The 24,214-nt window shown below is 63.8% G+C and carries 23 protein-coding genes, 3 tRNA genes and 1 pseudogene; 7 read left to right on the top strand and 20 right to left on the bottom strand.

Annotated features, from left to right (window positions below; all coding sequences use genetic code 11):
• Nucleotides 1-836: 836 nt before the first annotated feature.
• Nucleotides 837-1,736, bottom strand: a complete 900-nt coding sequence (locus IZU87_RS12680) for a Tim44 domain-containing protein (protein ID WP_213114759.1) — start codon at nt 1,734-1,736, stop codon at nt 837-839.
• A gap of 74 nt (nt 1,737-1,810) precedes the next feature.
• Here IZU87_RS12680 and IZU87_RS12685 point away from each other — a divergent pair, with 74 nt between their 5' ends.
• Nucleotides 1,811-2,416, top strand: a complete 606-nt coding sequence (locus tag IZU87_RS12685; RefSeq protein WP_235507073.1) for an isochorismatase family protein — start codon at nt 1,811-1,813, stop codon at nt 2,414-2,416.
• A gap of 27 nt (nt 2,417-2,443) precedes the next feature.
• Here IZU87_RS12685 and yaaA read toward each other — a convergent pair whose 3' ends face one another.
• From yaaA to IZU87_RS12700, 3 genes are all read right to left on the bottom strand, one after another.
• A complete protein-coding gene (gene yaaA, locus IZU87_RS12690; protein WP_213114760.1) occupies nt 2,444-3,232 on the bottom strand; it encodes a peroxide stress protein YaaA in 789 nt (262 codons plus the stop codon).
• 107 nt (nt 3,233-3,339) lie between these two features.
• Nucleotides 3,340-3,792 (bottom strand): DMT family transporter, encoded by a 453-nt coding sequence (locus IZU87_RS12695; protein WP_043336565.1) that lies wholly within the window; start codon nt 3,790-3,792, stop codon nt 3,340-3,342.
• Nucleotides 3,793-3,872: 80 nt separating this feature from the next.
• Nucleotides 3,873-4,904, bottom strand: a complete 1,032-nt coding sequence (locus tag IZU87_RS12700; protein WP_213114761.1) for an NADP(H)-dependent aldo-keto reductase — start codon at nt 4,902-4,904, stop codon at nt 3,873-3,875.
• Nucleotides 4,905-5,221: 317 nt separating this feature from the next.
• Between IZU87_RS12700 and IZU87_RS12705 the strand changes: the two genes are divergently transcribed.
• Both IZU87_RS12705 and IZU87_RS12710 read left to right on the top strand, forming a co-directional pair.
• Nucleotides 5,222-5,707, top strand: a complete 486-nt coding sequence (locus IZU87_RS12705; RefSeq protein WP_043336560.1) for a tetratricopeptide repeat protein — start codon at nt 5,222-5,224, stop codon at nt 5,705-5,707.
• 253 nt (nt 5,708-5,960) lie between these two features.
• Nucleotides 5,961-6,461, top strand: a complete 501-nt coding sequence (locus tag IZU87_RS12710) for a 3'-5' exonuclease (RefSeq protein WP_043336558.1) — start codon at nt 5,961-5,963, stop codon at nt 6,459-6,461.
• 209 nt (nt 6,462-6,670) lie between these two features.
• Here IZU87_RS12710 and IZU87_RS12715 read toward each other — a convergent pair whose 3' ends face one another.
• Nucleotides 6,671-7,639 carry an NAD(P)H-quinone oxidoreductase gene (locus IZU87_RS12715; protein ID WP_043336555.1) on the bottom strand — a complete coding sequence of 323 codons (969 nt, stop codon included), beginning with the start codon at nt 7,637-7,639 and terminating at the stop codon, nt 6,671-6,673.
• A gap of 212 nt (nt 7,640-7,851) precedes the next feature.
• On the opposite strand from IZU87_RS12715, the gene olsF reads away from it, so the two are divergent.
• On the top strand, nt 7,852-9,633 hold the full coding sequence (gene olsF / locus IZU87_RS12720) for a bifunctional ornithine lipid synthase OlsF (protein WP_213114762.1): 1,782 nt from the start codon (nt 7,852-7,854) through the stop codon (nt 9,631-9,633).
• A gap of 124 nt (nt 9,634-9,757) precedes the next feature.
• Here the strand turns inward: olsF and IZU87_RS12725 are convergent, their stop codons facing one another.
• On the bottom strand, nt 9,758-10,300 hold the full coding sequence (locus tag IZU87_RS12725) for an LOG family protein (protein ID WP_213114763.1): 543 nt from the start codon (nt 10,298-10,300) through the stop codon (nt 9,758-9,760).
• A gap of 349 nt (nt 10,301-10,649) precedes the next feature.
• Here IZU87_RS12725 and IZU87_RS12730 point away from each other — a divergent pair, with 349 nt between their 5' ends.
• The gene (locus IZU87_RS12730) at nt 10,650-11,990 is read left to right on the top strand and encodes a sodium-dependent transporter (RefSeq protein WP_192839475.1); all 1,341 of its coding nucleotides are present in this window, start codon (nt 10,650-10,652) and stop codon (nt 11,988-11,990) included.
• 97 nt (nt 11,991-12,087) lie between these two features.
• Here the strand turns inward: IZU87_RS12730 and IZU87_RS12735 are convergent, their stop codons facing one another.
• From IZU87_RS12735 to IZU87_RS12775, 9 genes and pseudogenes are all read right to left on the bottom strand, one after another.
• Nucleotides 12,088-12,615: a DUF501 domain-containing protein gene (locus IZU87_RS12735; protein WP_043336547.1), complete on the bottom strand. Its 528-nt coding sequence runs from the start codon at nt 12,613-12,615 to the stop codon at nt 12,088-12,090.
• On the bottom strand, nt 12,593-12,922 hold the full coding sequence (locus tag IZU87_RS12740) for a hypothetical protein (protein ID WP_043336543.1): 330 nt from the start codon (nt 12,920-12,922) through the stop codon (nt 12,593-12,595). Before IZU87_RS12740 ends, IZU87_RS12735 begins: the two co-directional genes overlap by 23 nt.
• Nucleotides 12,923-13,000: 78 nt before the next feature.
• Nucleotides 13,001-13,480: an aminoacyl-tRNA deacylase gene (locus IZU87_RS12745; RefSeq protein WP_054557284.1), complete on the bottom strand. Its 480-nt coding sequence runs from the start codon at nt 13,478-13,480 to the stop codon at nt 13,001-13,003.
• Between the two features lie 95 nt (nt 13,481-13,575).
• Nucleotides 13,576-13,965 (bottom strand): annotated as a pseudogene (locus IZU87_RS12750) (acyl-CoA thioesterase); the annotation flags it as partial.
• A 47-nt stretch (nt 13,966-14,012) separates the two neighbouring features.
• Complete coding sequence (locus IZU87_RS12755) at nt 14,013-14,834, bottom strand: hypothetical protein (RefSeq protein WP_043336537.1); 822 nt, start codon at nt 14,832-14,834, stop codon at nt 14,013-14,015.
• The gene (locus IZU87_RS12760; protein WP_213114764.1) at nt 14,831-15,853 is read right to left on the bottom strand and encodes a zinc-binding dehydrogenase; all 1,023 of its coding nucleotides are present in this window, start codon (nt 15,851-15,853) and stop codon (nt 14,831-14,833) included. Before IZU87_RS12760 ends, IZU87_RS12755 begins: the two co-directional genes overlap by 4 nt.
• Nucleotides 15,854-16,069: 216 nt before the next feature.
• Nucleotides 16,070-17,611 carry an alanine/glycine:cation symporter family protein gene (locus IZU87_RS12765; RefSeq protein WP_054557282.1) on the bottom strand — a complete coding sequence of 514 codons (1,542 nt, stop codon included), beginning with the start codon at nt 17,609-17,611 and terminating at the stop codon, nt 16,070-16,072.
• Nucleotides 17,612-17,691: 80 nt separating this feature from the next.
• On the bottom strand, nt 17,692-18,129 hold the full coding sequence (locus tag IZU87_RS12770) for a universal stress protein (RefSeq protein WP_043336528.1): 438 nt from the start codon (nt 18,127-18,129) through the stop codon (nt 17,692-17,694).
• 482 nt (nt 18,130-18,611) lie between these two features.
• Nucleotides 18,612-19,037 carry a hypothetical protein gene (locus IZU87_RS12775; protein WP_213114765.1) on the bottom strand — a complete coding sequence of 142 codons (426 nt, stop codon included), beginning with the start codon at nt 19,035-19,037 and terminating at the stop codon, nt 18,612-18,614.
• Between the two features lie 120 nt (nt 19,038-19,157).
• Here IZU87_RS12775 and IZU87_RS12780 point away from each other — a divergent pair, with 120 nt between their 5' ends.
• Nucleotides 19,158-20,312: a MalY/PatB family protein gene (locus IZU87_RS12780; RefSeq protein WP_043336521.1), complete on the top strand. Its 1,155-nt coding sequence runs from the start codon at nt 19,158-19,160 to the stop codon at nt 20,310-20,312.
• A 564-nt stretch (nt 20,313-20,876) separates the two neighbouring features.
• Here IZU87_RS12780 and IZU87_RS12785 read toward each other — a convergent pair.
• The 5 genes from IZU87_RS12785 to IZU87_RS12805 form a co-directional block, all read right to left on the bottom strand.
• Nucleotides 20,877-21,842 carry a tetratricopeptide repeat protein gene (locus IZU87_RS12785; protein ID WP_213114766.1) on the bottom strand — a complete coding sequence of 322 codons (966 nt, stop codon included), beginning with the start codon at nt 21,840-21,842 and terminating at the stop codon, nt 20,877-20,879.
• 134 nt (nt 21,843-21,976) lie between these two features.
• On the bottom strand, nt 21,977-22,456 hold the full coding sequence (locus tag IZU87_RS12790) for an EVE domain-containing protein (RefSeq protein WP_213114767.1): 480 nt from the start codon (nt 22,454-22,456) through the stop codon (nt 21,977-21,979).
• 199 nt (nt 22,457-22,655) lie between these two features.
• Nucleotides 22,656-22,732: transfer RNA gene (locus tag IZU87_RS12795), tRNA-Met, on the bottom strand.
• A 43-nt stretch (nt 22,733-22,775) separates the two neighbouring features.
• Nucleotides 22,776-22,852 (bottom strand) — tRNA-Met (locus IZU87_RS12800).
• 52 nt (nt 22,853-22,904) lie between these two features.
• A tRNA-Met gene (locus tag IZU87_RS12805) sits at nt 22,905-22,981 on the bottom strand.
• Nucleotides 22,982-23,351: 370 nt separating this feature from the next.
• Here IZU87_RS12805 and phbB point away from each other — a divergent pair.
• Complete coding sequence (gene phbB, locus IZU87_RS12810) at nt 23,352-24,098, top strand: acetoacetyl-CoA reductase (RefSeq protein ID WP_213114768.1); 747 nt, start codon at nt 23,352-23,354, stop codon at nt 24,096-24,098.
• The last annotated feature ends 116 nt before the right edge of the window (nt 24,099-24,214 follow it).

A 24,214-nucleotide genomic window follows, 5' to 3' on the forward strand; every position in this document is an offset into this window, starting at 1 on the left:
GGCGACGCTTGCGAGGAACTTCCAACACGCTTGATTCCGTCATGATAAGTGTCCACTTATTGATAGGTGGACATCTAACGTGACGGAATTCAGGACTCTGCGGTAGATGGGATCACCGGTCGCTTACGGAAAGAATGCGGCTAGAACAGTTTCTCCCTGCAAGAGTCGCGGAGGGCCGCCCCACGACAGTCATGAAAAGCTCGTCAGGCACTTGTCCCGCACCGCCCCTGTCGCCTTGCTGCAGGGGCAGTGTTGTCTGTGGCAGTGCATAGAGGCGCAAGGCGCCCTGCTGAGGAAGGGGAGCGCGCAGGGGGCCGCCTGTGGACAACCGGAATATGGGAGCGGCACCTGAATTATCCACAAGGGCTTGTCGAGCAGGAGGAGTTTCCAGGAGTAGGCAAGCCTTGCTGAAACCTTGGGTACAGCCGGCTGATGATGGGGGCTGATCAGGCGTCGCGGGTTCTGCACCTCAGGGTTGCTCATGTTTTTTACGATCAGGCTGAACTAAAGCTCAATCGGCGACTCTGAGTATGTGAGTTTCGACGTTCCCTTGCTTAGAAACTTGTCTGTGCTATCCCATCAGCAGACTTTTTGCGATCTGGCGCTCCTGCCTTGCAGTCGAGCAGCCTATCCGCCGGTCACTTCCCCAGTGGCCGGTTTTTTTATGCCTGTCATTCGGGCGATGCCTTTGTGGTCTTCGGCGAGCTGTTGCAAAGCCCTGGTAGGTCATCTGCAGCGAGACACAAAAAAGCGGCCGGATGAGTGATCATCCGGCCGCTTTGGCATCTGATGTGGCCCTCACGGAGTGAAGGTCACGTCAGTGAGCAAGGAACGGTTTAGCTGTTCTGCTCGATGCCCTGGATGTGCCAGTCGGCGCCATCGCGCAGCTCACGGACCAGGTGCCAGGTCTCGTTGAACTCGTTCTGCTCGCCATTTTCATCCAGCACGCCGTGGAACAGGACCGTCGCTTCCGCCTGCTTGCCAATCTCCTGCACGCTGCCCAGTTCAGCAAACAGACGCACGATCTCGGTACGGTTGTTGGCCGGTTGCTGAGCGCGCTCTTCACGCAGCAGATTGTAGAGCTCTGGCGTGACGTACTCCTGAATGCGCGGCAGGTCATTGTTGTCCCAGGCGCGCTGCAGCGTCATGAAGTGTTCCTTGGCGCCGCCGAGGAACTGCTCCTTGTCGAACCAGGCCGGTTCGCTGGTCGGGGCACCGCCGGTCAGGCCTGCCCCGATACCACCGGCCGGCGCCAGCGACTCGCCTTGCGGCTCATGCGCTTCACGCGCCTGCACATTGCGCGGCTGGTCGTCGTGGCGTGTAGAGGAACCACCACCACTACCTGCCGGCCCGCCGCTCGCCATGGCGGCCTTCTTGCGCGCGCTGAGGAACTTGAAGGCGATGAAGGCGATCACCGCGATGATCAGGAAGTCTGTCATGCGCAGACCATCGAAGGCGCCGCCGAAGAACAGCGATGCCAACAGGCCGCCTGCCAGCAGGCCTGCCAGAGGTCCGGCAAACTTGGACAGGCCGCTGGAGGGTTTGGACTTCGCTGCGGTGCTGCTGTTGGTGGCCTTGTTGCTGCCAAACAGTGAGCTGGAGGATTTTCCGCTGTCAGCGGATCGTGAGTAGCTACCGAAACTCTTGCCGCCGCCGAGGCGCTTGGCCTCTGCGTGTTCGACGCTCAGACCGAAGCCGAGCAAGCCGACCATCAGCATGATGAACAGATGGCGCATGTGGGATCTCCTTGGATGCGCTAGCGTGTAAGTGGAAGCTCCATTCTAGCCTTAGAATCGTCGTGGGAGGACCAATGGACGACGAAAAGTCTCAACACCTGATGGCGAGGCGATCATTGTTGTTGCTGATCGATTTCCAGGCTCGCCTGATGCCGGTTCTGAGTGGCGGAACCGAGGCCATCAACAGTGCCATCTGGCTGGGCGGAATCGCCCAGGCGCTGGAAATTCCCGTCTGGCTGACCGAACACTGCCCCGACAAGTTGGGCGCAAGTGCTCCGATGACGCATCTACTGAGCGAGCGCACCCGCTGCTTTACCAAGCGCAGTTTCAGCGCGCTGGATGCGCAGGACTTTCGCAAGGCATTGGAGCAGAGTGGCTGTGACCAGTTGGTGGTATGTGGTGCCGAGGCGCACGTCTGTGTGATGCAGACCGTGCTGTCCCTGTGTGGCGCAGGCTATCGCGTGGCGCTGGTCGCCGATGGGGTCGCCAGTCGCCGCCCGCGGGAGGCGGCGCTGGGAGTGGCCCGCTGCGAGGCCGCGGGCGCCAGTATCGTCAGTGCCGAGATGGTGGCGTATGAATGGCTTGGGTGTGCGGATCACGTCCTGTTCGGCGATATTCATCGCCGTTACCTCAAACCACGCGCCGCAGAACACCTGACTTTCCCGGGGCTGGGCGGATGAGGCGTCAAGTGACCCGGCGGTCACGTATCAGGTGCGTGCCGCGTCGGCCTCACTGCGCGTGAAGACCAGCGTATCGCCTTCAGAGGCGGCATTGGAGAAGCGATAACCGGCCACGTCGAAGTCCTTGAGGTCTTCGGTTGTCTCGATGTCGTGCTTGAGCATCCAGGCGCTCATCAGGCCGCGTGCACGCTTGGCGTAGAAGCTGATGATCTTGGACTGGCCATTTTTCTCGTCCTTGAAGACCGGCGTCACGATACGGTGGCGGAACGCCTTGGCATCGATGGCCTTGAAGTATTCATTGGAGGCCAGGTTGACCAGTATCGGCGTTCCGCTGTCTTCGACGGCCTGCTCCAGTGCCGGTGTCAGCGTCTTGCGCCAGTAGGCGTAAAGGTCCTTGCCGGCCGGGTTGCTCAGACGCGTGCCCATCTCGAGACGGTACGGCTGGATGAGGTCCAGCGGGCGCAGTAGCCCATAGAGGCCGGAGAGAATGCGCAGCTTGTGTTGTGCGCGCTCAAAATCTTCCTCGCTGAACGAATCCGCCGCCATGCCCTGATAGACATCCCCCTGGAAGGCCAGCACCGCCTGTTTGGCATTATCCGGCGTGAAGGGCGACTGCCATTCCTGGAAGCGAGCGGCATTGAGGCCGGCCAGCTTGTCGGAGAGCTTCATCAGGCTTGCGATGTCCTGCGGCGACTGCTCGCGCAGGATGTCGATCAGCGGTTGAGCCTGCTCGAGAAAATCGGGTTGGCTATGACGGGAGGTCACGGGGGCGCTGTCGAAATCCAGCGATTTGGCGGGCGAAATCACACTCAGCATGTAGACCTCCTAGCAGGGAAAGGTCTCAGTATATCAGGCAGACAAGATGGCCCCGAGTCCGCCAGGACTATCGGGGCCATAGATTGCACTGCGTGACGCCAGAGGCATCAATAGCGGCGGATCAGGAAGACCCCCGCGAACAGCAGCAACACGCCTGCCACGCGCCCCAGCGAAAGATCATGCTGCGGGAAGGTTGCCCAGCCGAAGTGGTCCAGCACCACCGAGGCCGTAAGCTGCCCCGCCAGGAAGGTGGCCATCATGGTGGCAGCACCCAGCTTGGGCACCAGTATCACGCTGGCCGCGACGAAGAAGGCGCCCAGCAGACCGCCGGTCCAGCTCCACCAAGGGGCCGCTTTCAGAGCGCCGACGCCCGGCATGGGCAGGCGCATGGCCAGCACGATGACGACCAGCGCGATCGAGCCGACCACGAAGCTGACCATGGCAGCCATGAGCGAACTGTGGGTCTGCAGGGCCAGCGTGGAATTGACGCCAGCTTGAATCGGCATCATGGCACCGGCGGCGACAGCCATGAGGATCATGCTCAATTCAGCGGGATTCATGAGGGGTCCTTGGTCACGAGCAGGCCGGTCATGATGACCGGCCTGTCGGGGTTGTGTATCCGTTACGGGTCAGAGGCGATTCAGGGGCACGGGTTGGGCGCGGTGTTGTGGATCATCTCGATCTCGGCCAGCACTTCCTCACTCAGCTCCACCTCGAGGCTTTTGATGTTGCTTTCCAGCTGGGTCATCGTCGTGGCACCGATGATGTTGCTGGTCAGGAACGGGCGAGTGTTGACGAAGGCGAGGGCCATCTGGGCCGGGTTCAGGCCGTGACGGCGCGCGATGTCCACGTAGCAGGCGATGACGTGCTGAGCCGGCTCGGCGTTGTAGCGCTGGAAGCGCTCGAACAGCGTCAGGCGAGCGCCTTCCGGACGGGCGCCGTCCAGATACTTGCCGGACAGTGTGCCGAAGGCCAGCGGCGAGTAGGCCAGCAGGCCGACATCTTCGCGGTGCGCGAACTCGGCCAGGCCCACTTCGAAGCTGCGGTTGACCAGGTTGTACGGGTTCTGGACGCTGGCCACGCGCGGCAGGTTCAGGCGCTCGGCCAGGTTCAGGCACTGCATCACGCCCCACGGCGTCTCGTTGGACAGACCCACGGCGCGAATCTTGCCGGCGGTGACCAGCTCGCCGAGTGCCGACAGGCTTACTTCCAGCGGCGTCATGTCTTCGTCTTCGGTCGGCTGGTAGCCCAGCTTGCCGAAGAAGTTGGTCTTGCGGTCCGGCCAATGCAGCTGATAGAGGTCGATGTAATCGGTGCCCAGGCGACGCAGGTTGTCGTCACAGGCGGCGATGATCTGCTCACGCGTCAGGCGCGAACCACCGCGCAGGTAATCCATGCCCGGGCCGGTGACCTTGGTGGCGATCTTGACTTGATCACGATTGCCGCGAGCCGCCAGCCAGCTGCCGATGTATTCCTCGGTACGGCCCTGGGTCTCGCCATTCGGGGGCACCGGGTACATCTCGGCGGTATCGATGAAGTCGATGCCAGCGTCGAGCGCACGGTCCAGCTGTTGGTGGGCATCGGCTTCGCTGTTCTGCTCGCCGAAGGTCATGGTGCCAAGGCATAGCAGACTGACGTCGATGCCAGTACGGCCAAGAGCTCTACGTTGCATGCAGGATTCCCCTATCGGGTAGGTGTCAATGTAGCGGGCAGGACGAGTGCTTCCAGCACGCGTGTGGCGCGCGGTTCGCGCGCGTACTTTACCCCAAGGATGGCGCACATATTAGCAGCGTAACAAAAACCCACAAGGCGGGCTTGAGTCCCCCCGATTGCGCGAGTATGCTTGGCGCCCCGCTGTCAGGGGAGCAGTCTTTCTAGGCCGCCCGCAAGGGCAAACTGACAGTGTTGGCAAGGAGAATAGCGTCGCGGGCTCAGGATCGGGCCAGGACACGGCGTCACCCCTCTTATTCTGTATCAAGGTTACTCGTCATGCCGCAGGCCCCAACCCTGATGACTGGACTGAAATACCGCCTGGCGGAGCGTCTGTTCCACGCCTCCTGGCTGTCCGGCTCTCAGCAGAAGCATCGTCTGACCATGCGTCTGTTCAATCACTGCGCCAATGCCGGTCACACCGGTGCGTTGTCATTGTACGGGCACATGCTGTTCCAGCGCGGCAACTCCGCTCAGGAAAAGGCCAAGGGCGCGCGTTTCGTCATCAAGGCCGCGCAGGCCGGCGACGTGCATGCCCAGTATCAGGCGGCGCGTATCTATGAGTATGGCTGTGCCCAGTATCAGAGCGATCCGGCCAAGGCCGTGACCTGGTACGCACGTGCCGCCGAGTGCCGCCATGCTCTCGCGGCCCAGCGCTTGGCGCGTGCCTATCGTGAAGGCTCCCTCGGTCTGGCGGTCTGCCCGCACAAGGCCGAGCAGTGGGAAGCCCACGCCCGCACGGGTGGCGAGGCAGACCTGCACTGACCAGATGTACCAGCTGCGGTACTGCCCTCGCTGCCACTGACAACGCCCTCTTCGTGAGGGCGTTGTCGTCTCTGGCCCTCCCGCGCGCGTCTCTTGAACGTGATGCCAGCGTGATGGAGCAGATCGACCTGATGCCTGCGTTGACAGCGTCGCGCTCAGGACTCGCCAAGCAGGGGGCAATTCCCGTAACCTGAGGACATTCAACCTCTTCTCGCCCGGGCCCTGTCTGCCTGAGATACCTTGGGAGATTCGTGTGACGCTGCCTATTCTGCTCGATATTGAAGCCTCCGGCTTTGGCCGTGGTAGCTATCCGATCGAGATCGGGCTGGCGCGTGCCGACGGCAGCAGTTGCGCCTTCCTGATACAGCCTCTTGATGAGTGGGTGCATTGGGACCCGAAGGCGGAGCTGTTGCACGGCATCTCACGGGCACGGCTGGCACGCGAAGGGCGGCCAGTGCGTGAGGTGGCGCAGTGGGTCAATGATGAGCTGGGTGAGGCCGGAATCGCCTACAGCGACAGCTGGGGCTACGACAATACCTGGCTCTCGCTGCTGTTCTATCATGCCGGCATGCTGCCGCGCTTTCGTCTCGAGGCGCTCAGACGGCTGCTCGATGAGGAGCAGCTGAATTGCTGGGCGGAGCTCAAGGAAGCGGTGATCGCCGAGGGTGGCATCCAGCGCCATCGCGCCGGAGACGACGCCCGTCTGCTGCAACTCACCTGGCAGAAAGCCCAGTCGATCGGGCGCAGCGAATAAGCCTCTGCCAGGTGCCTCGGGGTCTACGCCTGGCGGCATGAGCGACACTGCTGTCAGGCCGGGTGTTTTGTCAGGCGGAGCAGTGAGCACGAGATAGCGCCAATAAAGCCAAAAAAGCGGCAGCCCACTGGGCTGCCGCTTTTTTATGCTGGTGCTTTTTTTATGCTGGTGCTTTTTTCATGCTGATGTCATCAGCGCCATGACGAGGCTCAGGCGCCCGTCACCGCCAGCAACACCTTGCCGGTGCTGGCGTTGTCCTGCACATAGGCATGCGCGGCATCGGCTTCCTGGATCGGCCAGCTCTTGTCGATATGCGGGCGCAGCTCACCCCGTGCCAGGCGTGGCCACACATGCACGTAGAGCGCATCCAGCACCATGCCCTTGCCATCGGGGGAGCGCGACCGCAGGGTCGAGCCGATCAGGCGCTGACGCTTCATCAGCATGCGACCCAGATCCAGCTCATCCATGCGCCCGCCCATCAGGCCGATCAATACCATGCGGCCATCCTGCTTCAGCACCTGCTGATTGTCGGCCAGATAGCCGCCGCCCACCGGGTCGAGAATCATGTCGGCGCCACCCCAGTCGTTCACGGCCTCGACGAAGCTGCCATCGTGGCGATTCCAGCCGGCATCCGCGCCGAGTCGCAGGCAGGTCTCCAGCTTCTCCTGGCTACCGACGGTCACGAAGCACGGATGTCCGAACAGCCCGCACAACTGGATGGCGGTGGTACCGATGCCGCTGGCACCGGCGTGCAGCAGCACGCGCTCCTTGTGCTTGAGGTTGCCCTCGATGAACAGGTTCAGCCAGGCGGTGGCGAACATCTCCGGCAGCGCGGCGGCGTCTCGCAGGCTATAGCCCTCCGGCACCGGCAACACCTGCAGGGCATTGACGACCACCTCCTCGGCATAGCCGCCACCGGACAGCAGCGCACAGACCGGATCACCGACCTTGAAGCGCTCGACGTGGCGGCCGACCTCGCGAATGGTACCGCTGACCTCCAGCCCCAGAATCTGACTGGCACCTTCGGGTGGCGGATACTGCCCGGCACGCTGCATCAGGTCGGCGCGGTTGACGCCGGCCCAGGCCACCTCGATACGCACCTCATCCGAGGCGATCCCGTGCGGGGCCTCGGTTTCCTGCCAGACCAGTGATTCATTCTCGACGGCTATCGCAAACATTCGCTCTCTCCTTGGCGTGGCAGTCGCGCTGCCTGTTCGTACGCGGATGATCTCTGTGCCGGGGCGCATCGGCCGCGGATCACGTGGGCGACTGTCATCTCACTGTACGGGGACTGTGACGCATCTGTCATGAAGTGGCGCGAACCTGACGTGATATCAAGCCCCATGATCCAGACATCGCGTTCCGCACTCCGTGCGGCCAAGGAGAGAGCATGATCGATACTGCCCGCGTCATCGCTGCCAAGTATCCTGCCTTTGCCAAACGTCACCCGCTGATCCGGCGGCCAGCTCTGGCCATGCTGCGGCGCCTGGTGCATGAGGGCGAGATCAATGCCTTCCTCGGCGAGAACTCGGACCAGCGCGGCTTCGACTTCATTGACCGCGTGCTCGATCACTTCTCCTTCGGGTACTCGGTGTCCTCGCGGGAGCGCGAGAACATTCCGGCCTACGGGCGTGTCGTCATCGTCGCCAACCATCCACTGGGGTCACTGGATGGCCTCGCACTGCTCAAGCTGGTCGGCGAAGTGCGCCGCGACGTCAAGATCGTCGCCAACGACATCCTGATGAAGGTCGAGCCGCTGGCACCCTTGCTGCTGCCGCTGGACAACCTCAGTCGCCGTGGCTATCGCAAGAGCAGTGGTCAGATCTGCGATGCGCTGATGAATGAAGAAGCCGTGATCATCTTCCCGGCCGGTGAGGTCTCGCGTGCAGGCCCGACCGGGCCGCGCGATGGCAAGTGGCTGTCGGGCTTCCTGCATTTCGCGCGCAAGACCAACGCGCCGGTGCTGCCTATCCACGTCAGCGGGCGTAACTCGACGCTCTTCTATGCGCTGTCATCGATCAACCGCAGCTTCGGCACGCCCCTGCTGGCCCACGAGATGTTTCGCCAGCGCGAGCGGCAGCTCAAGCTGCGCATCGGCGAGCTGATCCCGCTGGAGCGCCTCGACAGTGATGCCCTCAATACCAACGCCAAGACGCGTCTGCTGCGCAAGCACCTGTATCGCATCGGGCGCGGCAAGCGTGGCCTGTTCGTGACCGAGAAGGCCATCGGCCATCCGGAGGAACGCCAGGCGCTGCGTGAGGAACTGACGCCCTGTGAACTGCTGGGCGAGACCCGCGACGGCAAGAAGATCTATCTGTTCGATGCCTTCCCCGGCTCCAGCGTGATGCGCGAGATCGGTCGTCTGCGCGAGATCAGTTTCCGGCGGGTCGGCGAGGGCACCGGTGAGCGGCGCGATATCGATCGCTATGACGCCCACTACCGTCATCTGGTGCTGTGGGATGACGCCGATCTCGAGATCGCCGGTGCCTATCGCATCGGTGAGGTACGCAAGATCATGGCGGCACATGGCGAGAAGGGGCTCTACAGTCCGACCCTGTTCCGCTTCACGCCGGAGATGTTCGAGCGCATGCAGGACGGTCTGGAGCTGGGGCGCAGCTTCGTGCAGCCGCGTTACTGGGGGCGGCGCAGCCTCGATTACCTGTGGCAGGGGCTGGGTGCCTATCTGCGCTGTCATCCCGAGATTCGCTGGCTGTTCGGCCCGGTCACGCTCTCCAACAGCTATCCGGAGGCCGCCAGGGCACTGATCGTCAGCTACTACCGTCACTATTACGGGGATGATGAGGGGCTGGCGCGCGCACGGGCACCGGTCGCCCAGAGCGTGCCGGGCAGCGCCGCCCATGAAGCGGAGCGGCTGTTCGATGGTCAGGACGCCGATGGCGATTTCCGCCGCCTGCGTGCCCAGCTGGATGCGATGGGCGTGACGGTGCCGACGCTCTACAAGCAGTACGCCGAGGTCACCGAGCCCGGTGGCACCCGCTTCCTCGATTTCAGTGTCGACGCCGATTTCGGTTACTGCATCGACGGCCTGGTGATGGTCGATGTCGAGCAGGTCACCGCCAGCAAGCGGGCGCGCTATATCGGTAAACCCGCCCAGCAGCAGGCCGCCTCGGACGACGCCGTTGAGGCTGTTGGTGAGACGGCGCTGAGCTGAGGCGCACTGCTGAAAGAGCACGCGGAACTGAGACGGTCGCTCGCAGAGTCACTCCCCATGGCGCTGGCGTCATGCGCTTGATGGGGAGTGACGCGCCAGACTGTCAGGCCTCAGCTCTCAGCTCTCAGCTCTCAGGCGCCAGTCGCTCCAGCAGGGGCGCGATTTCGCGCTCGCTGATCAGGCGCGCGCGAGTGTCCGCATCGAGGAAGCCCGCCTCGACGGTGCGGTCCAGAAACTCGAGCAGGGGCGCGAAGAAGCCGTCACTGTCGAGGACGGCGATCGGCTTGGCGTGAAAGCGCAGATACTGCCAGGTCCAGGTCTCGAACAACTCCTCCAGGGTGCCAATCCCGCCGGGCAGGGTCACGAAGGCATCCGCCAGTGCGGCCATCTGCGCCTTGCGCTCATGCATGTCCGCCACCTCGATCAAGCGTGTCAGACCGGTATGCGCCTTCTCGTTGCGTACCAGTGCCTGGGGGATCACGCCGATCACCTCACCGCCCGCTGCCAGCGCGGCATCTGCCAACGCCCCCATCAGCCCGGCGCGCGCGCCTCCGTAGACCAGTCCCCAGCCACGCTCGGCGATGGCCGTGCCCAGGGCTTCGGCCAGTTGGCGGTGCTGTGGGGAGACGCCCTCGCGGGAGCCCAGATAGACACAGATGCGATGCATGTTGCTCTCCTGAATGTTTCTCGGCGGCGCTCACTGCTGGCTGCCGTGCCTTGATGTCATGTCCTTCCTATCCTACGCGAGTTGTGCGGCGACGCTATGACGCCGGTGAGGAACTCGGCATTGCCCCGTGGCCAACGCGGGCACGTGCTGACTTTCGGCGTTGTCGCCTGCATTCGCGGGCCTGCTCTGCTACCCTTGCCGCCCCCGCAGGCGACGGCTGGCGGGCGCTGGCGCCCCGTGAGCTTGCATCGGGATGCACCCCAACTCATCGCGACGCCGCCTTCGGCGAGCGTGGACTCATCGCGACGTCGTCTTCGACGGACGCGGAACAACAAGGCAGGAGAGGCAGATGGCGCAGGTGCGCGGACGCTTTGCCAGTCGGCTGGGCTTCTTGATGGCCGCCGCTGGTTCGGCAGTAGGACTTGGCAACGTGTGGGGCTTTCCGTCCCAGACGGCCAACAACGGAGGCGGGGCCTTCGTGGTGATGTATCTGGTGCTGGCCTTCCTGCTGGCATGGCCGGCCTTGATGGCCGAGCTGGTCATCGGCCGTCATGGTCAGGCCAACATCGTCACCAGCATGAGTCTCGGTCGAGGCATCACCAAGCGCTTCGGCGCGCTGGCGGGCTGGGCGGGCATGCTGACCGCCAGTCTGATTCTGGCCTTCTATGCCATCGTCGCGGGCTGGCTGCTGGGCTATACCGCCGCGCCGGTCAGCGAGGCGCTGGGCATGAGCTCCGCCGCCAGCTGGCTGACCACCTTCGACTTCACGCGCAATGTCTCGCTGACGGCGGTCTTCCTCGCCTTGACGATGGCGATCGTGGTCGGCGGCGTGCGCGGCGGGATCGAGAAGTGGTCCACGCGTCTGATGCCGCTGTTGCTGATGCTGCTGGTCGGACTGATCGGTTACGTGCTGACCCTGCCGGGCGCCGATGAAGGCCTGAGTGTCTATCTGACGCCGCAGTGGGACCGCATCTTCGATGCCGACCTGATGCTGAGCGCGATGGGCCAGGCGTTCTTCTCGCTGTCTCTCGGCGTGGGCGCGATGCTGATCTACGGCTCCTATCTGGGGCCGGAGCAGAACCTGCCACGTCTGGGGGTGCTGGTGACGCTGATCGATGTCGGCATCGCCTTCCTCGCCGGCCTGCTGGTGATTCCGGCCATGTACGCCGCGCGTCATCTGGGCGTCGAGATCTTCGATGCCGATGGCCTGCTCAAGAGCTCGGACACTCTGCTGTTTGACACGCTGCCGGCGCTGTTCGGCCAGATGGGCGGGGCAGGTGACGTCTTGATGGTGGCGTTCTTCGCGCTGATGAGCGTGGCGGGCATCACCTCTTCCATCTCGATGCTGGAAGTGCCGGTGTCCTTCGTGGTCGAACGTGGTTGGCTGGGTCGGCGTGCCGCCACCCTGGCCGTCGGTGCCGCCATCATGGCCATCAGCCTGACCATCGCCGCCAACTTCGGGGCACTGTTCGGCCTGGTGATCATGTTGACCACCCAGTACAGCCAGCCGCTGGTCGCGCTGGTGATGTGCCTGCTGGTCGGCTGGGCGATGTCGCGCCATGCGCTGCTCAAGGAGATCCAGAGCGGGGCGCCGGACATCGAGTCCAGCCTGTTCTGGAAGATCTGGCCGTGGTACGTGCGCCTGATCTGCCCGTTGTGCATCGCGCTGGTCTTCGCGCACTCGCTGTAGGCCTGACGCTCGTCCCGACGCAAGAAGCCCGCCAATTGGCGGGCTTCTTCGTCTTCTGCATTCAAGCCGACGGCATCGGATCGATCGTCGCCAGGGCTCAGGGCAGCTCGGACAGCACGTCGTAATGGGCATCGACCCAGTGACCGATGGCGTTGCCCTCGGCGTAGGCGAGATGCTGGGCGTACTGGGTGTGCAGGCAGCGCACCTGATTCCAGTCACGGATACCGCCGACGCCACGTTCACGCATCAGGTCGGCGAAGCCCTGGGACTCGATGGCGCTGCGCTCGGCCTCGCTCATGAAGCTCCAGCGTTCGGCGACGTAGGCCTCATGGCTGGCACGGTAGCGCGCTAGCAGTTCCTCGTCGGTCTTGAGGCGTTCTTCCAGCCCCTTGATGACGCCTTCGGCCTCGATGCGTGACAGCGAGATCTTGAGGCGTTCATCGCACAGCCAGTACAGGGTCGGGAAGGGCTTGCCGTCCACCAGCGAATGCATGCGCAGCACCAGCGGAGTGCCCTCGCCATCGGTGGCGGCCACGGCCTGGATGCCGCGCGGCTTGCGCCCGAGCTGGCGCTCGATGATCTCGAGCTCCCGCGCGTCGGGACTATGATTGGTCAGGATCACCATGCTTGCGGTCAGGCTCCAGCACACACTTGTTGGACCGGGATACGGCCCGGAAGAAAGCCTGGTTGAGCTGCTGGGGGCTCGGCACATAGCCATGCCACTCACGCTCGCAGTAGTCACTGCCGCGCGCCATCAGCTCCGGGGCCAGACGATTGAACCAGCCATCATAATCGTAGGGGTCAAGGCCCGGCAAGCTGATGTGCGGGTAGTCGGCGAAGCGCTCACTGAACCAGTGCTCCAGCGCCGCCTCGACCTGCGCATGCAGCTCGGTCATGTCCGGGTAGATCCACTTGCTGTAGCGAATGCCCATCGGGCCTCCTCGCTGACGCGGTGCTGTGGCGGGTGCTCGTCATGGAGAGTCCATCATGCAGTGCCTGGCCCGTGGTCATCAGTCGTCACGGGCCAGCGGGGCGAACTGACCATTGCCCAGCTCACACAGTAACGCGGGGGCGAGCGCTATCTCCAGTCCACGGCGGCCGCCGCTGATGAAGATTTCCGCCTGTGTCGCGGCGCTGTCATCGACCCACAGTGGCAGGCGCTTCTTCTGACCCAGCGGACTGATACCGCCAACCACATAGCCGGTGGCACGCTCGGCGGCCTCATGCGCGGCCAGTGCCGCCTTGCGTGCCCCGCAGGCGCGTGCCAGTGCCTTGAGGTCGAGCGTACCGCTGACCGGCACCACGGCGACCACCAGCGGCTGACGTGCATTGCCGCCTTCCAGCTGGCAGACGAGGGTCTTGAAGACCTGGGCGGGATCAAGCCCCAGCGTGCGGGCGGCCTCTTCTCCGTAGGCGGGAGCGCGCGGGTCGTGGGCATATTCGAGTGTGCGGTGCGGCTTGCCCTTGAGCAGCTTGAGCGCGGGTGTCATGCCGGCACGCTCCCCTCGGAGGCTGCGCTGTGCGTCCCGAGTGCCCGGGCGGCCTCGCGCAGGGCCGGGACATCCAGTTCGGCGCTGTCGGTGTGCTCGTGCACATGGCTGACCAGGGTCGCGCGCAGCTCGCCCTCGATGGGCAGCGACTGCTTGGCATGATGATCGAACTGCACCAGCACGCAGTGGCCGCGCGCGCCGCAGACGCCGCTTTGCCACGCTTCCTGGGTCACGGTGAAGGAGCTGCCGCCGAGACGCGACAGCCAGGTGCGAATCTCCACCGGCTGGCCGTATTGCAGCTCGGCGAGGAAGTCGACCTCGATGCGCGCCATGATCAGCGGCCACTTGCGCGGGTCGAGGTCCGGCACGAAGACGCGGAACAGGTCATTGCGCGCCCACTCGAACCAGGCCGGCAGGCGCGTGTTGTTGACGTGCCCGAGGGCATCGGTGTCGTAGAAGGCCGGTTCCAGCGTCTTGAAGTACATGTCATCGCTCCTGGGCATCCATGCGGCATTTCAGCCTATCAGGAAGCTCAGGCGCTGGCTGTACGTCGTGAGGCTAGTCGACGTTGCAACGGCGTGAACACGCCCAGCCACGCCGTCGCCACGATGAAACCGAGCAGGGTGCCCAGGCCGACCCCCATGCCGGGGTAACTGAGCGAGACCACCAGCGCATAGCACAATAGCGAGCCAAGGCCGGCCGGGTAGTGCTTGATGACGGTCGCGACGGCCACTGGCCCCTGGGTGAGATGCAGAATCACCAGCAGCGGGTACATGGTGACCGGGAAGGCCGCCACCAGGCCTGCCCACGAGGGTGGCAGCAGATGGGCCAGCGCGGTGATGCCGAACACGATGCCGGCGGCCAGTCCGGCGCGCGCCAGCAGCGAGACCCAGGAGAAGGGCGACTTGCGCGCCGTGCTCTCCGGTACGCCGCGATAGAGGCGCATGCACAGCACGATGGCGATCAGCGTCACGATCACGCCGCTGACGCGCGTGAACTCGAACTGCGCCAGCACCAGGCTGGCGAGCAGCCAACCCAGCAGGCCGCCCAGGGTGCCATTGATGACGCCGCGCAGTCCTTGTGCACGCCCGCATAGCCAGTAGCCGACCCCCAGCGCCAGCGTCGAGGAGAAGCCGGCCAGAGTGTAGACGGCGCTCTGGCCGGCGAACTCGGGGGAGATCTCAACGCCGATGAAGCCCAGCGTGATGGCCGTGCCGAGCGGGTAGCCGGACAGCAGTCCGGCCATGCGTGTCGAGAGGCGCTCCGCGATCAATGACAGCCCGATCACCACCGCCACAGAGATCAGCAGCTTGAGCAGTTGCAGGCCCAGCTCACCCTGAAGCGCTGCGCTCATTGGGCGGCGTCCCAGAACTGACGACGCACCAGCGAGATCTTGCCCACTGCCTTGCCGGAGGCCTGATGACGATGGGCCTCGGCGACCTCGCTGAAGTCGAACTGGCGCTCATCGAGGCGCACCTTGAACTCGCCTTCCTCGACCAGCTCCACCAGCTTGCCCAGCGCCTGGCGCTGCTGCTCATGCCCGATGCCCGCGGTCAGCGGCAGCAGGATCGACAGCACTTCCAGACTGCGGCTGCCGGCGTGCAGCGGCGAGAGATCCACCGTGGTGCGCGCATTGATGGTCACGATGCGTCCGCCCAGCTTGCTGGCGGCGAAGCTGGCGGCCAGGTTGTCACCACCGACGCAGTCGAAGACCAGATCGAAGCCCTCGCCACCCGTCAGCCGGGCCACGTAATCGGCCACGGTTTCCTCGCGGTAGCGAATGACGTGGTCCGCGCCGCAGTCACGAGCCGCCCGGGCCTTGTCATCGCTGGACACCGTGGTGGCGACTTCCGCACCGATACAACGGGCGATCTGCAATGCCACATGGCCGACGCCACCGGCGCCGCCGTGGATCAGCACGCGTTGTCCCGCTTCCAGCCGGCCACGCTCCACCAGTGCCTGCCAGGCGGTGATGAACACTGCCGGCAACGCGGCGGCTTCCATGAAGCTCAGGCGGCGCGGCTTGCGGGTGATCAGGCGCTCGTCGGCGAGCATGTAATCCGCCAGCGCGCCCGGATGAGCGGCGACACCGCCGGCGAAGCCGAGCACCTCGTCGCCGGGCGAGAAGGCCAGCACGTCATCACCGACGGCATCGATCACACCGGCCACGTCGCCGTGCAGCACGCAGGGCTCTTGCGGCAAAAGAGGCACCTGGCCGCTGGCCAGCTTGAGATCCAGTGGATTGACGCTGGAGGCAGCGATGCGAATGCGCACCTGGCCGGAGCCGGGAGTGGGTAGCGGGCATTCGGTCGCCACGAAGTCGGCATCCGGGCCGGGATTGCGCAGCACCATGGCATGCATGGAAGCGAGCATGAGACGTCCTCGTTGATACGGGTTCCGGCCAGTGTGGCCAGTGAGCGCCACACCCTACCCATTGCGCTGCGTTGCGGCAATCCGACTTGGGTGGTTTCAGCCGTCCAATGCACGGAATTGCATGATCGACAACGAAAAAGCCCCTGCCGATGGGCAGGGGCTTGGGGTCATGCGGCGGCTGACAGCTGTGTCAGGCCCGCCTGGGCGTGATGGGGATCACGCGTTCTGGCGCTTGGCCTCCTTGTCGACCGGTGCGATCTCGCCGGACTTCAGCTTGGCCATGTACTGGGCCAGCTCACGCTTCACGACCGGCATCAGGTAGTAGAGGCCGATGATGTTGGCGATGGACATGGCGAAGATCATGGCGTCGGAGAAGTCGATGACCGGGCCGAGACTCATGGAGGAACCGATGACCACGAAGGCGAGGAAGATCAGCTTGTAGACGATCTCGGAGCCCTTGCTCTCACCGAACAGGTAGGTCCAGGCCTTCAGGCCGTAGTAGGACCAGGACAGCATGGTGGAGAAGGCGAACATCAGCACCGCAAGAGCCAGCACATACGGGAACCACGGGAAGGCGGTCTCGAAGGCGTAGGAGGTCAGCTGGACGCCGCCGAGGCCTTCGACCTGATAGGCACCGGTGATGACGATGACCAGCGCGGTCATGGTGCAGATGACGACGGTATCGATGAACGGTTCGAGCAGGGCGACGATCCCTTCGGTCGCCGGCTGGGAAGTCTTGACGGCAGAGTGGGCGATGGCCGCGGAGCCGATACCGGCTTCATTGGAGAAGGCAGCACGCTTGAAGCCCTGGATCAGCACGCCGACGATACCGCCGCCGACCGCGACCGGTGCGAAGGCACCTTCGATGATGGCGCCGAAGGCGGCCGGAATCGCACTGAAGTTGAAGCCGAGGATGATGAGTGCCGCGATCACGTAGATGACAGCCATCATCGGCACCAGCTTCTCGGTGACACGTGCGATGGACTTGATGCCGCCGATGATGACCATGCCGACGATGGCGGCCATCACGAGACCGAACAGCCAGCCGTAGCCGACCAGGAAGCTGGCATCACCGCCGGTGACGTTGACGGCCTGCTGATAGGACTGGTTGGCCTGGAACATGTTGCCGCCGCCGATGGAGCCACCGATGGCACAGATGGCGAAGAAGATCGCCAGAATCTTGCCCAGACCCGCCTTGCCATTTTCCGCGAAGCCCTTGGACAGGTAGTACATCGGGCCGCCGGAGATGGAACCATCTGCGTTGACGTTGCGGTACTTCACGCCAAGCGTACATTCACAGAACTTGGAGGCCATGCCGAGCAGACCGGCCAGAATCATCCAGAAGGTCGCGCCCGGGCCGCCCAGCGAGACGGCGACCGCGACGCCGGCGATGTTGCCAAGGCCGACCGTGCCGGACAGCGCCGTGGCCAATGCCTGGAAGTGGGATACCTCGCCTTCATCCTTCGGGTCGGTGTAGTCGCCCTTGACCAGGCGGATGGCATGGCCGAACAGGCGGAACTGCACGAAGCCGAAATAGAGCGTGAAGATGACGGCCGCGATGATCAGCCAGCCGACGATCAGCGGGAACTGGGTGCCGGCCACCGGCACGGAATAGAAGATGGTCGAGACGATCGGATTGACGATCGGTCCGACGATGTCACTGATGGCCTGGTCCATGCCTTCGGCACGGGCAGAGCTTGCGGCCATGAGGGCTGCCATCGCGGCAGCCCAGGGGGCCAGGGAGCGGAATCGACTCATGAGAGGTAACCTCGAAAAGCGAATTGTCGTTATTGTCTGGTGCGAATCTCTGCAGGCGGCGGGTGCGGGAGGCGCCTGTCTCAGGGAACGATGGTGACGGGCACCGAGGCCTCTTGAATCAGATGGGCGGTGACGCTGCCGAAGATGCGTGAGCGCACGCTTTCCCCCTTGCGGCCGACGATGATCTGCTCGGCATTCACTTCACGCGCCAGCAGGCTGAGGATCTCGGCGGCATCGCCGTGGCGGACACGCCCCTCGACCTGATAGCCCTCCTTTTCCAGCTCGCTGATGGCAGGCGCCAGCACACGCTCACGGGCCAGCTTGATCTCGTTCTCGCGGCGGCTGGCGCGCTGGGCGTTCTCTTCCGGCGTGTTGAAGCTGTAGGGCGACCATTCGACCACGTAGCAGAGAATGATCCTGGTTTCCGCGCCCACCAGAGAGGCGACGCGCTTGGCATAGGCAATGGCACTGTCGCCGCCCGGGGTTCCATCCAGTCCGACAATCAGGGAGGTGGTCATGGAGCTTCTCCTGAAGCTTGCTGGTCGTCGTGTCGCGCCAGCGGATTCTTGTTGAATTACCGTTTCGTTGCGGTTGAAAGAACTTTACTCCTCGCTCACACAAGAAATCCCTTCGGGTGTAACGCTTCACAAAACGATGATTAAACGAAATGGCGTCAGTTACGCGTTGACGAGTCTCAGGTTTCCGCTACGCCATTAGCCGCTGGTGACGATATTCGCTGAGAAAACTGCTACCCATGGCTGTCAGCAATGCCGAGAGCAGGACGAGCTGTCCTTTAGGGCGCCAGCAGGGTCACCATCAGAATCGCTGTCAGTGGCAGGGGGCGGGAGTGAGAGCGGACAAGAGAATAGAGCGGACAAGAGAGGGTAAGCAGGGGAGGGAAAGCAGAGGATGGGGAGGTGAGGAAGGAGAGCAGAGGAGAGTAGAAAAAACGCAGCGCTGCTTAGCAACAGCGCTGCGGGCGCTCGACAATCGACCGCGGCTAGATCAGCCGCTGATGCGTCAGGTCTTGCCAGGCGGCTTCGATGGGCCAGGCCAGTGGCTGACGCAGGTGTTCCGGCAGCGCCATCAGGGCGGCCGTGGGACTGTCGTGTTCGCGCATGCGCAACCAGCAATAGGCCCAGGCGCAGGCATCATCCGGGCTCTGCGGCACCGGGCGTGCCGGCATCTGCATCAACAGGAACAGCGCTGCCTTGGGTGCCCACAGCGGCGCACCGCCCTCGGCGGCCCACTGCTCCAGCGTCTCGCCATCGGGATTGCTGGCGGGCTGGCCAAGACTTGCGACGCGCGCGGTATCGGCCAGCAGCACGGCGAGACGCTCGCTGTCGCCGCGGCCATGGGTCAGCCAGGCACGCAACAGACCGGGCAGCCCGCGCTGGGCCTGTGGGTAAAAGGTGTCTTCAGACATGCACAAAGCCTTATGCTGTAGTTGGTCCACAGGTATTCTTCTCGCCGCCCGAGGGCGGCGTGAGTCGAGAGCACTGCTCGCGTTGCCTGCCAAATTTGCCCGCCACAGGGAGACTCCATCTTGCCATTCGATTTCATCACCCCGCTCGATCGACGCCAGTATCCTTCCCAGAAGTGGGATCGCTACGCCTCGGACGTCATGCCCCTCTGGATCGCCGACATGGACTTCAGCGCCCCGCCCGCCGTGACGCGAGCGCTGGCCGAGCGAGTGGCGCACCCGGTCTATGGCTATGCCAAGCCGTCGGAGGGCCTCGATGACAGCCTGTGTGACTGGAGTCGCGAGCATTATGGCTGGGAGGTGCCGCGTGACGCCATCGTCTGGCTGCCGGGCGTGGTGCCGGCCTTGCACCTGGCCAGTCTGGCGTTGACCTCTCCCGGCGCGGGTGTGGTCACGACGACCCCGATCTACCCGCCCTTCCTCAAGGTGGCCCAGAAGACCGGGCGACTGGCGCAGATGGCGCCGCTGGCAGAGCCCGAGACACAAGGCGGCCCCTGGCGTCTGGATCTGGAGGCGCTGGAAGCGGCCATCACGCCCGAGACCGAGCTGCTGCTATGGTGCCACCCGCATAATCCTACCGGCCGCGTCTGGCGCGAGGAAGAGCTCGAGGCGCTGGCGGAGCTGGTCGAGCGTCACGACCTGCTGGTGGTCTCCGATGAGCTGCATGCTGATCTGGTGGTGGACCCGACGGCCCGCCATATTCCGCTGGCCAGCCTGAGCGAGCGACTGGCGGCGCGCTGCGTGACCCTGTGGGCGCCCTCCAAGACCTTCAACACCGCCGGGCTGACATTCGCCTGCGCGGTGATCACCGATCCCAAGCTGCGTGCACGCTTCACCGGCGCCGCCAATGGCTTGATGCCCGATACCAATGTGCTGGGCATGGCCGCGACCGAAGCGGCGTGGCGCGAGGGCGAACCGTGGCGTCAGGAGTTGCTGAGCGTGCTGCGTGACAACCTCGATCTGCTGGAGAGCCATGTGGCACGCTGGGACGGCGTCAGCATGTCGCGCCCGCAGGCCACCTATCTGGCCTGGCTCGATATGCGCAAGGCAGGGCTCGGGGAGTCTCCGCAGCAGACCCTGCTCGAGGAATGCGATGTCGCGCTGTCGGATGGCGCAGACTTCGGCTGGCCGGGCTTCGTGCGCTTGAACTACGGTACCACGCGCGTGCAGCTGGAGAAGGCGCTGCAGCAGATGGATGAGCGACTGCAGAAAGGCTGAGTTCGGTAGAGAGGCGAAATTGATCTGGGTCAGCCTGCGGCGTTTCGTTGGCAGCTATCGCTCATCGCAAACTTGAATTGAGAATCATTATCGTCAGCTCTGAAGCCAGGCCGCTCATCGCGAGGGGCTTGTCATCAGGAGATGCGACGATGAGACATGAGGTGGCAGAGACGCCGCGACAGGGGCGGCCAGCAAGCAGGGATGCAGGCGTGACGGCCTGTCGTGAATGGTGTTGTCAGGGCGGGAGCCTGCGCCTGGCGCGTTCATCGCCGCCATCTTCCCGCTACCGTGCACCCGCGGCGTCATCTGCCACCCCGTCTGCGCCAGACGCCGTGAAGTCTGCGGGCCAGGAACTAGAGGTGGACTTTCCGCCCAGCGTGCGCGAATCGCGTGCTCGCCCCTCGCTTCTCAAGGGCTGGAGCCGTCGTTAGCCCTTGAATCGGCGCGACGGCAGGCCCTCAATGACAAGGCCCCGCTTCCTTTACCGGAGGCGGGGCCTTGTCGTCTGCGTGGCGTGTTCAGCTCATCAGTGCGGTCAGCAGCAAGATCAGCGCATCAGCACGATCAGTACATCAGAGCGAACAGTTGGCGGCGGAAGCGCACGGTCAGCTCATGGGTCGCACCGAGGGCGTCGAAGACACGCAGCAGCGTCTTGCGTGCCAGATCATCGCCGTACTGGCGATCGGTCTTCACCAGGCTGATCAGGGCATCCAGCGCCAGCTCGTAGTGGCCATCCGCCAGGTCACGCATGGCGCGCTGGTAGCGGGCTTCGCTGTCGTCCCGCTCGATCATCGCCTGCACCTCTTCGGGAGACGGTGCCTCGGCGATGAAGTCGATACGTGCACGTACGCCACGCGCCTGGGCACCGTCACGGTCTTCCGGCTTGAGGGAGTCCAGCAGCTGACGGGCCTCTTCACCATTGCCTTCGGCGACCAGCACCGAGGCGAGGTGGATGCGGTATTCCGGTGTCTCGGGGGATTCCTGCGCCAGCTGTTGATACAGCGCCTTGGCGGTGACGAGGTCGCCGCTTTCCAGTGCAGTGGCCGCCTGCTCCGCGAGGCTGGGACCTGCCCCTGCCGCCGGCTGGACCTTGTGCTGCTCGAGGAACTGGCGAATCTCGGCCTCCGGACGTGCGTCGGTGAAGTTGCCTGCCAGACCGCCCTGGATGACCAGCTTGACGTCCGGCACCGAGCGCACGCCCAGCTGTGCGGCGATGTCCTGCTGTTCCTCGGCGTTCAGCTTGGCGAGGATGAAGCCGCCTGCATATTCACGTGCCAGCTTCTCGAGGATCGGCGTCAGGACGAGGCAGTGCTCGCTCTGCGGCGACCAGCAATCCAGCAGTACCGGCACTTGCTGTGAGGCTTCCAGCACCTGCTGAAGATTGCTCATGTCGACATCGATGATGTAGGTGTTGGCGTCTTCTGCCTGGCGCGGTGCACTGGCGGCACCGCCGCCGACCACCCCTTGTGGCTGGGCGGCGGTGGTGTCATTGCCGGTCAGTGGCTGGCCGGTATTGGGATCGATGATCATGGTGCATGCCCCGAAATTCTGTCTGCGATTCAAGGCTCGCGCGCGAGCCGGTTGGCCTGATGATGCGGCCCGTCGCAGTGGAGTTCAAGGCGCTGCCGGACACTTCCTCGCGCGAGCGCCCCGGGCGCGTCGGTTCACGGCAGCAGGGTGTCGTCGGCTAGGCTGGCGATGCAGGCGGCTTCGCTCTCGCTGAGCGGCATCACGGACAGGCGTGCGCGGCGCACCAGGTGGCTGTCCGCCAGCTCGGGCCGGGCCTTCAGGCGCGCGATGGGCAGGGTGGTGCGCAGCGGGCGAAGGTAGCTCAGACGCGGGGCGACCCAGCGCGGAGGCTTGTCGGCATCGATATCTGCCACCTGACGTGGGTCGAAGCCCTTGTGCTCAGGATCACTGGCCGTCGGGTCGGGCAGGGCGAGCTCGCTGACGACGGCCAGTCCGACCACCGCAGGCACCTTGCAGCTGGAGTGCTGGATGAGCACGACATCACCGAGCTGCATCTCGCGCAGGAAGTTGCGCGCCTGATAGTTGCGCACGCCATCCCAGAGCGCCGGTGATTCGCGGCGCAGGTCATCCAGCGAGAAGGCATCGGGTTCGGTCTTGACCAGCCAGTGGCGCATGCAGGCACTCCCTTGGGACTGACGTGATGAGTGTGAAGGGCCAGGTGTGGAGAGGCCCGGCGTGAAGATGGCTGGTCTGGAGAGGCCGAGTATGGATAGGGGTAGCCAGGCCCGTGAACCGGCTTCCTCGCCATCATCGCACAGGAATTTCACGCATACGAAAAAGGCCTGATGCATGGCATCAGGCCTTTCGAATTCTTGGTAGCGGGGACCGGATTTGAACCGATGACCTTCGGGTTATGAGCCCGACGAGCTACCAGACTGCTCCACCCCGCAACACTGGGTACTGCCTTTGCTCCAACTCTGACGCATCAGAGGTTGGTAGCGGGAACCGGATTTGAACCGATGACCTTCGGGTTATGAGCCCGACGAGCTACCAGACTGCTCCATCCCGCAACATCACGTTGGTGTCTGACCGGCAATTGCCTGATAAGCAACGACTTGTCAGTGGTAGCGGGGACCGGATTTGAACCGATGACCTTCGGGTTATGAGCCCGACGAGCTACCAGACTGCTCCACCCCGCATCAACGTGGGGCGTAGTATAAGGATATACAGTGCTGCGTCAACCGTTATCCCGTAATTGACGCAAACTTCTCGTGTCCGGTGAGTCATCACCAACCCGTCTGTGCCTCTTGAGCGATTATCGGCATCTTGTGTGAGAGATCTGCTACATACATTCCCGCTGCATCCTGTCCATACTGAAGAGGACGCGCCTCGCACAGGCGGATGGCAGGCGTCACAGAGTGCACGATTGTCATCAGGCTGTTAGAGACGCGGGTCATTGTTGTCGTTGCAGGCATTCTCGTTTTCTCAGGGCGGGGATGTCCGCAGATTCGCCAAGCTGTGCCCAAGCCAAGGACACAGGACGTTCCAGGATTAGGGAGACACAATAAGATGACACAAACAGCACCCGTCGCATGGGTTACCGGTGGTACCGGTGGCATTGGTTCCGCTATCTGCCGCGAGCTGGCGAACCAAGGGTATCAGGTAATTGCGGGTTACAGGAACAAGGAAAAGGCAGAGGGGTGGCTGTCGGAACAGCGCGCTGCCGGGTTCGAGAACATCGCACTGTCCGGCATCGAGCTGGACAACTTCGAAGCCTGTCAGGCAGGCGTCAACGAAATCCGCGAGCGCTTCGGCCCGATCGCGGTACTGGTCAACTGCGCCGGCATCACGCGTGATACCTCCATGCGCAAGATGAGCTATGAGCAGTGGCGCGAAGTCATCAACTGCAACCTCGACAGCGTCTTCAACACCTGCCGTGCCGTCATCAATGACATGCTGGAGCACAAGTACGGCCGCATCGTGAACATCTCCTCCATCAATGGCCGCAAGGGCCAGTTCGGGCAGGTCAACTACTCGGCCGCCAAGGCGGGCATGCATGGTCTGACCATGGCGCTGGCGCAGGAAACCGCGACCAAGGGCATTACCGTCAACACCCTCTCACCGGGCTACATCGCCACCGACATGATCATGAAGATCCCCGAAGAGATCCGTGAATCGATCCGCGAGACCATCCCGGTCAAGCGTTATGGTCAGCCGGACGAGATCGCACGTGCGGTCGCCTTCCTGGCCGACGAGAACTCCGGCTTCATCACCGGTGCCAACCTGGATATCAATGGCGGCCAGTTCATGGGCTGATGCTCTGCGCTAGAGTGAGCCAGAGCAGGGTTGGCACCCGGCCCCCTCTGGCAAGAGAATGAAAAAGCCCCCGTCTCTATCGAGACGGGGGCTTTTCGTTGCCATGACTTCAATCT

The sequence above is a fragment of the Cobetia sp. MC34 genome, from assembly GCF_018340035.1.
GTDB lineage: Bacteria > Pseudomonadota > Gammaproteobacteria > Pseudomonadales > Halomonadaceae > Cobetia > Cobetia amphilecti.

Excerpts from the sequence above, each read along its gene's own strand:
- IZU87_RS12785 (WP_213114766.1), bottom strand. The coding sequence starts at position 21,842 with ATGATCATCGATCCCAATACCGGCCAGCCACTGACCGGCAATGACACC.
- IZU87_RS12740 (WP_043336543.1), bottom strand. The coding sequence starts at position 12,922 with ATGGGCATTCGCTACAGCAAGTGGATCTACCCGGACATGACCGAGCTG.
- IZU87_RS12705 (WP_043336560.1), top strand. The coding sequence starts at position 5,222 with ATGCCGCAGGCCCCAACCCTGATGACTGGACTGAAATACCGCCTGGCG.
- IZU87_RS12755 (WP_043336537.1), bottom strand. The coding sequence starts at position 14,834 with ATGAGCGCAGCGCTTCAGGGTGAGCTGGGCCTGCAACTGCTCAAGCTG.
- phbB (WP_213114768.1), top strand. The coding sequence starts at position 23,352 with ATGACACAAACAGCACCCGTCGCATGGGTTACCGGTGGTACCGGTGGC.
- IZU87_RS12715 (WP_043336555.1), bottom strand. The coding sequence starts at position 7,639 with ATGTTTGCGATAGCCGTCGAGAATGAATCACTGGTCTGGCAGGAAACC.
- IZU87_RS12790 (WP_213114767.1), bottom strand. The coding sequence starts at position 22,456 with ATGCGCCACTGGCTGGTCAAGACCGAACCCGATGCCTTCTCGCTGGAT.
- IZU87_RS12680 (WP_213114759.1), bottom strand. The coding sequence starts at position 1,736 with ATGCGCCATCTGTTCATCATGCTGATGGTCGGCTTGCTCGGCTTCGGT.
- IZU87_RS12695 (WP_043336565.1), bottom strand. The coding sequence starts at position 3,792 with ATGAATCCCGCTGAATTGAGCATGATCCTCATGGCTGTCGCCGCCGGT.
- IZU87_RS12775 (WP_213114765.1), bottom strand. The coding sequence starts at position 19,037 with ATGTCTGAAGACACCTTTTACCCACAGGCCCAGCGCGGGCTGCCCGGT.
- IZU87_RS12770 (WP_043336528.1), bottom strand. The coding sequence starts at position 18,129 with ATGACCACCTCCCTGATTGTCGGACTGGATGGAACCCCGGGCGGCGAC.
- IZU87_RS12730 (WP_192839475.1), top strand. The coding sequence starts at position 10,650 with ATGGCGCAGGTGCGCGGACGCTTTGCCAGTCGGCTGGGCTTCTTGATG.
- yaaA (WP_213114760.1), bottom strand. The coding sequence starts at position 3,232 with ATGCTGAGTGTGATTTCGCCCGCCAAATCGCTGGATTTCGACAGCGCC.
- IZU87_RS12735 (WP_043336547.1), bottom strand. The coding sequence starts at position 12,615 with ATGGTGATCCTGACCAATCATAGTCCCGACGCGCGGGAGCTCGAGATC.
- IZU87_RS12700 (WP_213114761.1), bottom strand. The coding sequence starts at position 4,904 with ATGCAACGTAGAGCTCTTGGCCGTACTGGCATCGACGTCAGTCTGCTA.
- IZU87_RS12760 (WP_213114764.1), bottom strand. The coding sequence starts at position 15,853 with ATGCTCGCTTCCATGCATGCCATGGTGCTGCGCAATCCCGGCCCGGAT.
- IZU87_RS12765 (WP_054557282.1), bottom strand. The coding sequence starts at position 17,611 with ATGAGTCGATTCCGCTCCCTGGCCCCCTGGGCTGCCGCGATGGCAGCC.
- IZU87_RS12745 (WP_054557284.1), bottom strand. The coding sequence starts at position 13,480 with ATGACACCCGCGCTCAAGCTGCTCAAGGGCAAGCCGCACCGCACACTC.
- olsF (WP_213114762.1), top strand. The coding sequence starts at position 7,852 with ATGATCGATACTGCCCGCGTCATCGCTGCCAAGTATCCTGCCTTTGCC.
- IZU87_RS12725 (WP_213114763.1), bottom strand. The coding sequence starts at position 10,300 with ATGCATCGCATCTGTGTCTATCTGGGCTCCCGCGAGGGCGTCTCCCCA.
- IZU87_RS12685 (WP_235507073.1), top strand. The coding sequence starts at position 1,811 with ATGGACGACGAAAAGTCTCAACACCTGATGGCGAGGCGATCATTGTTG.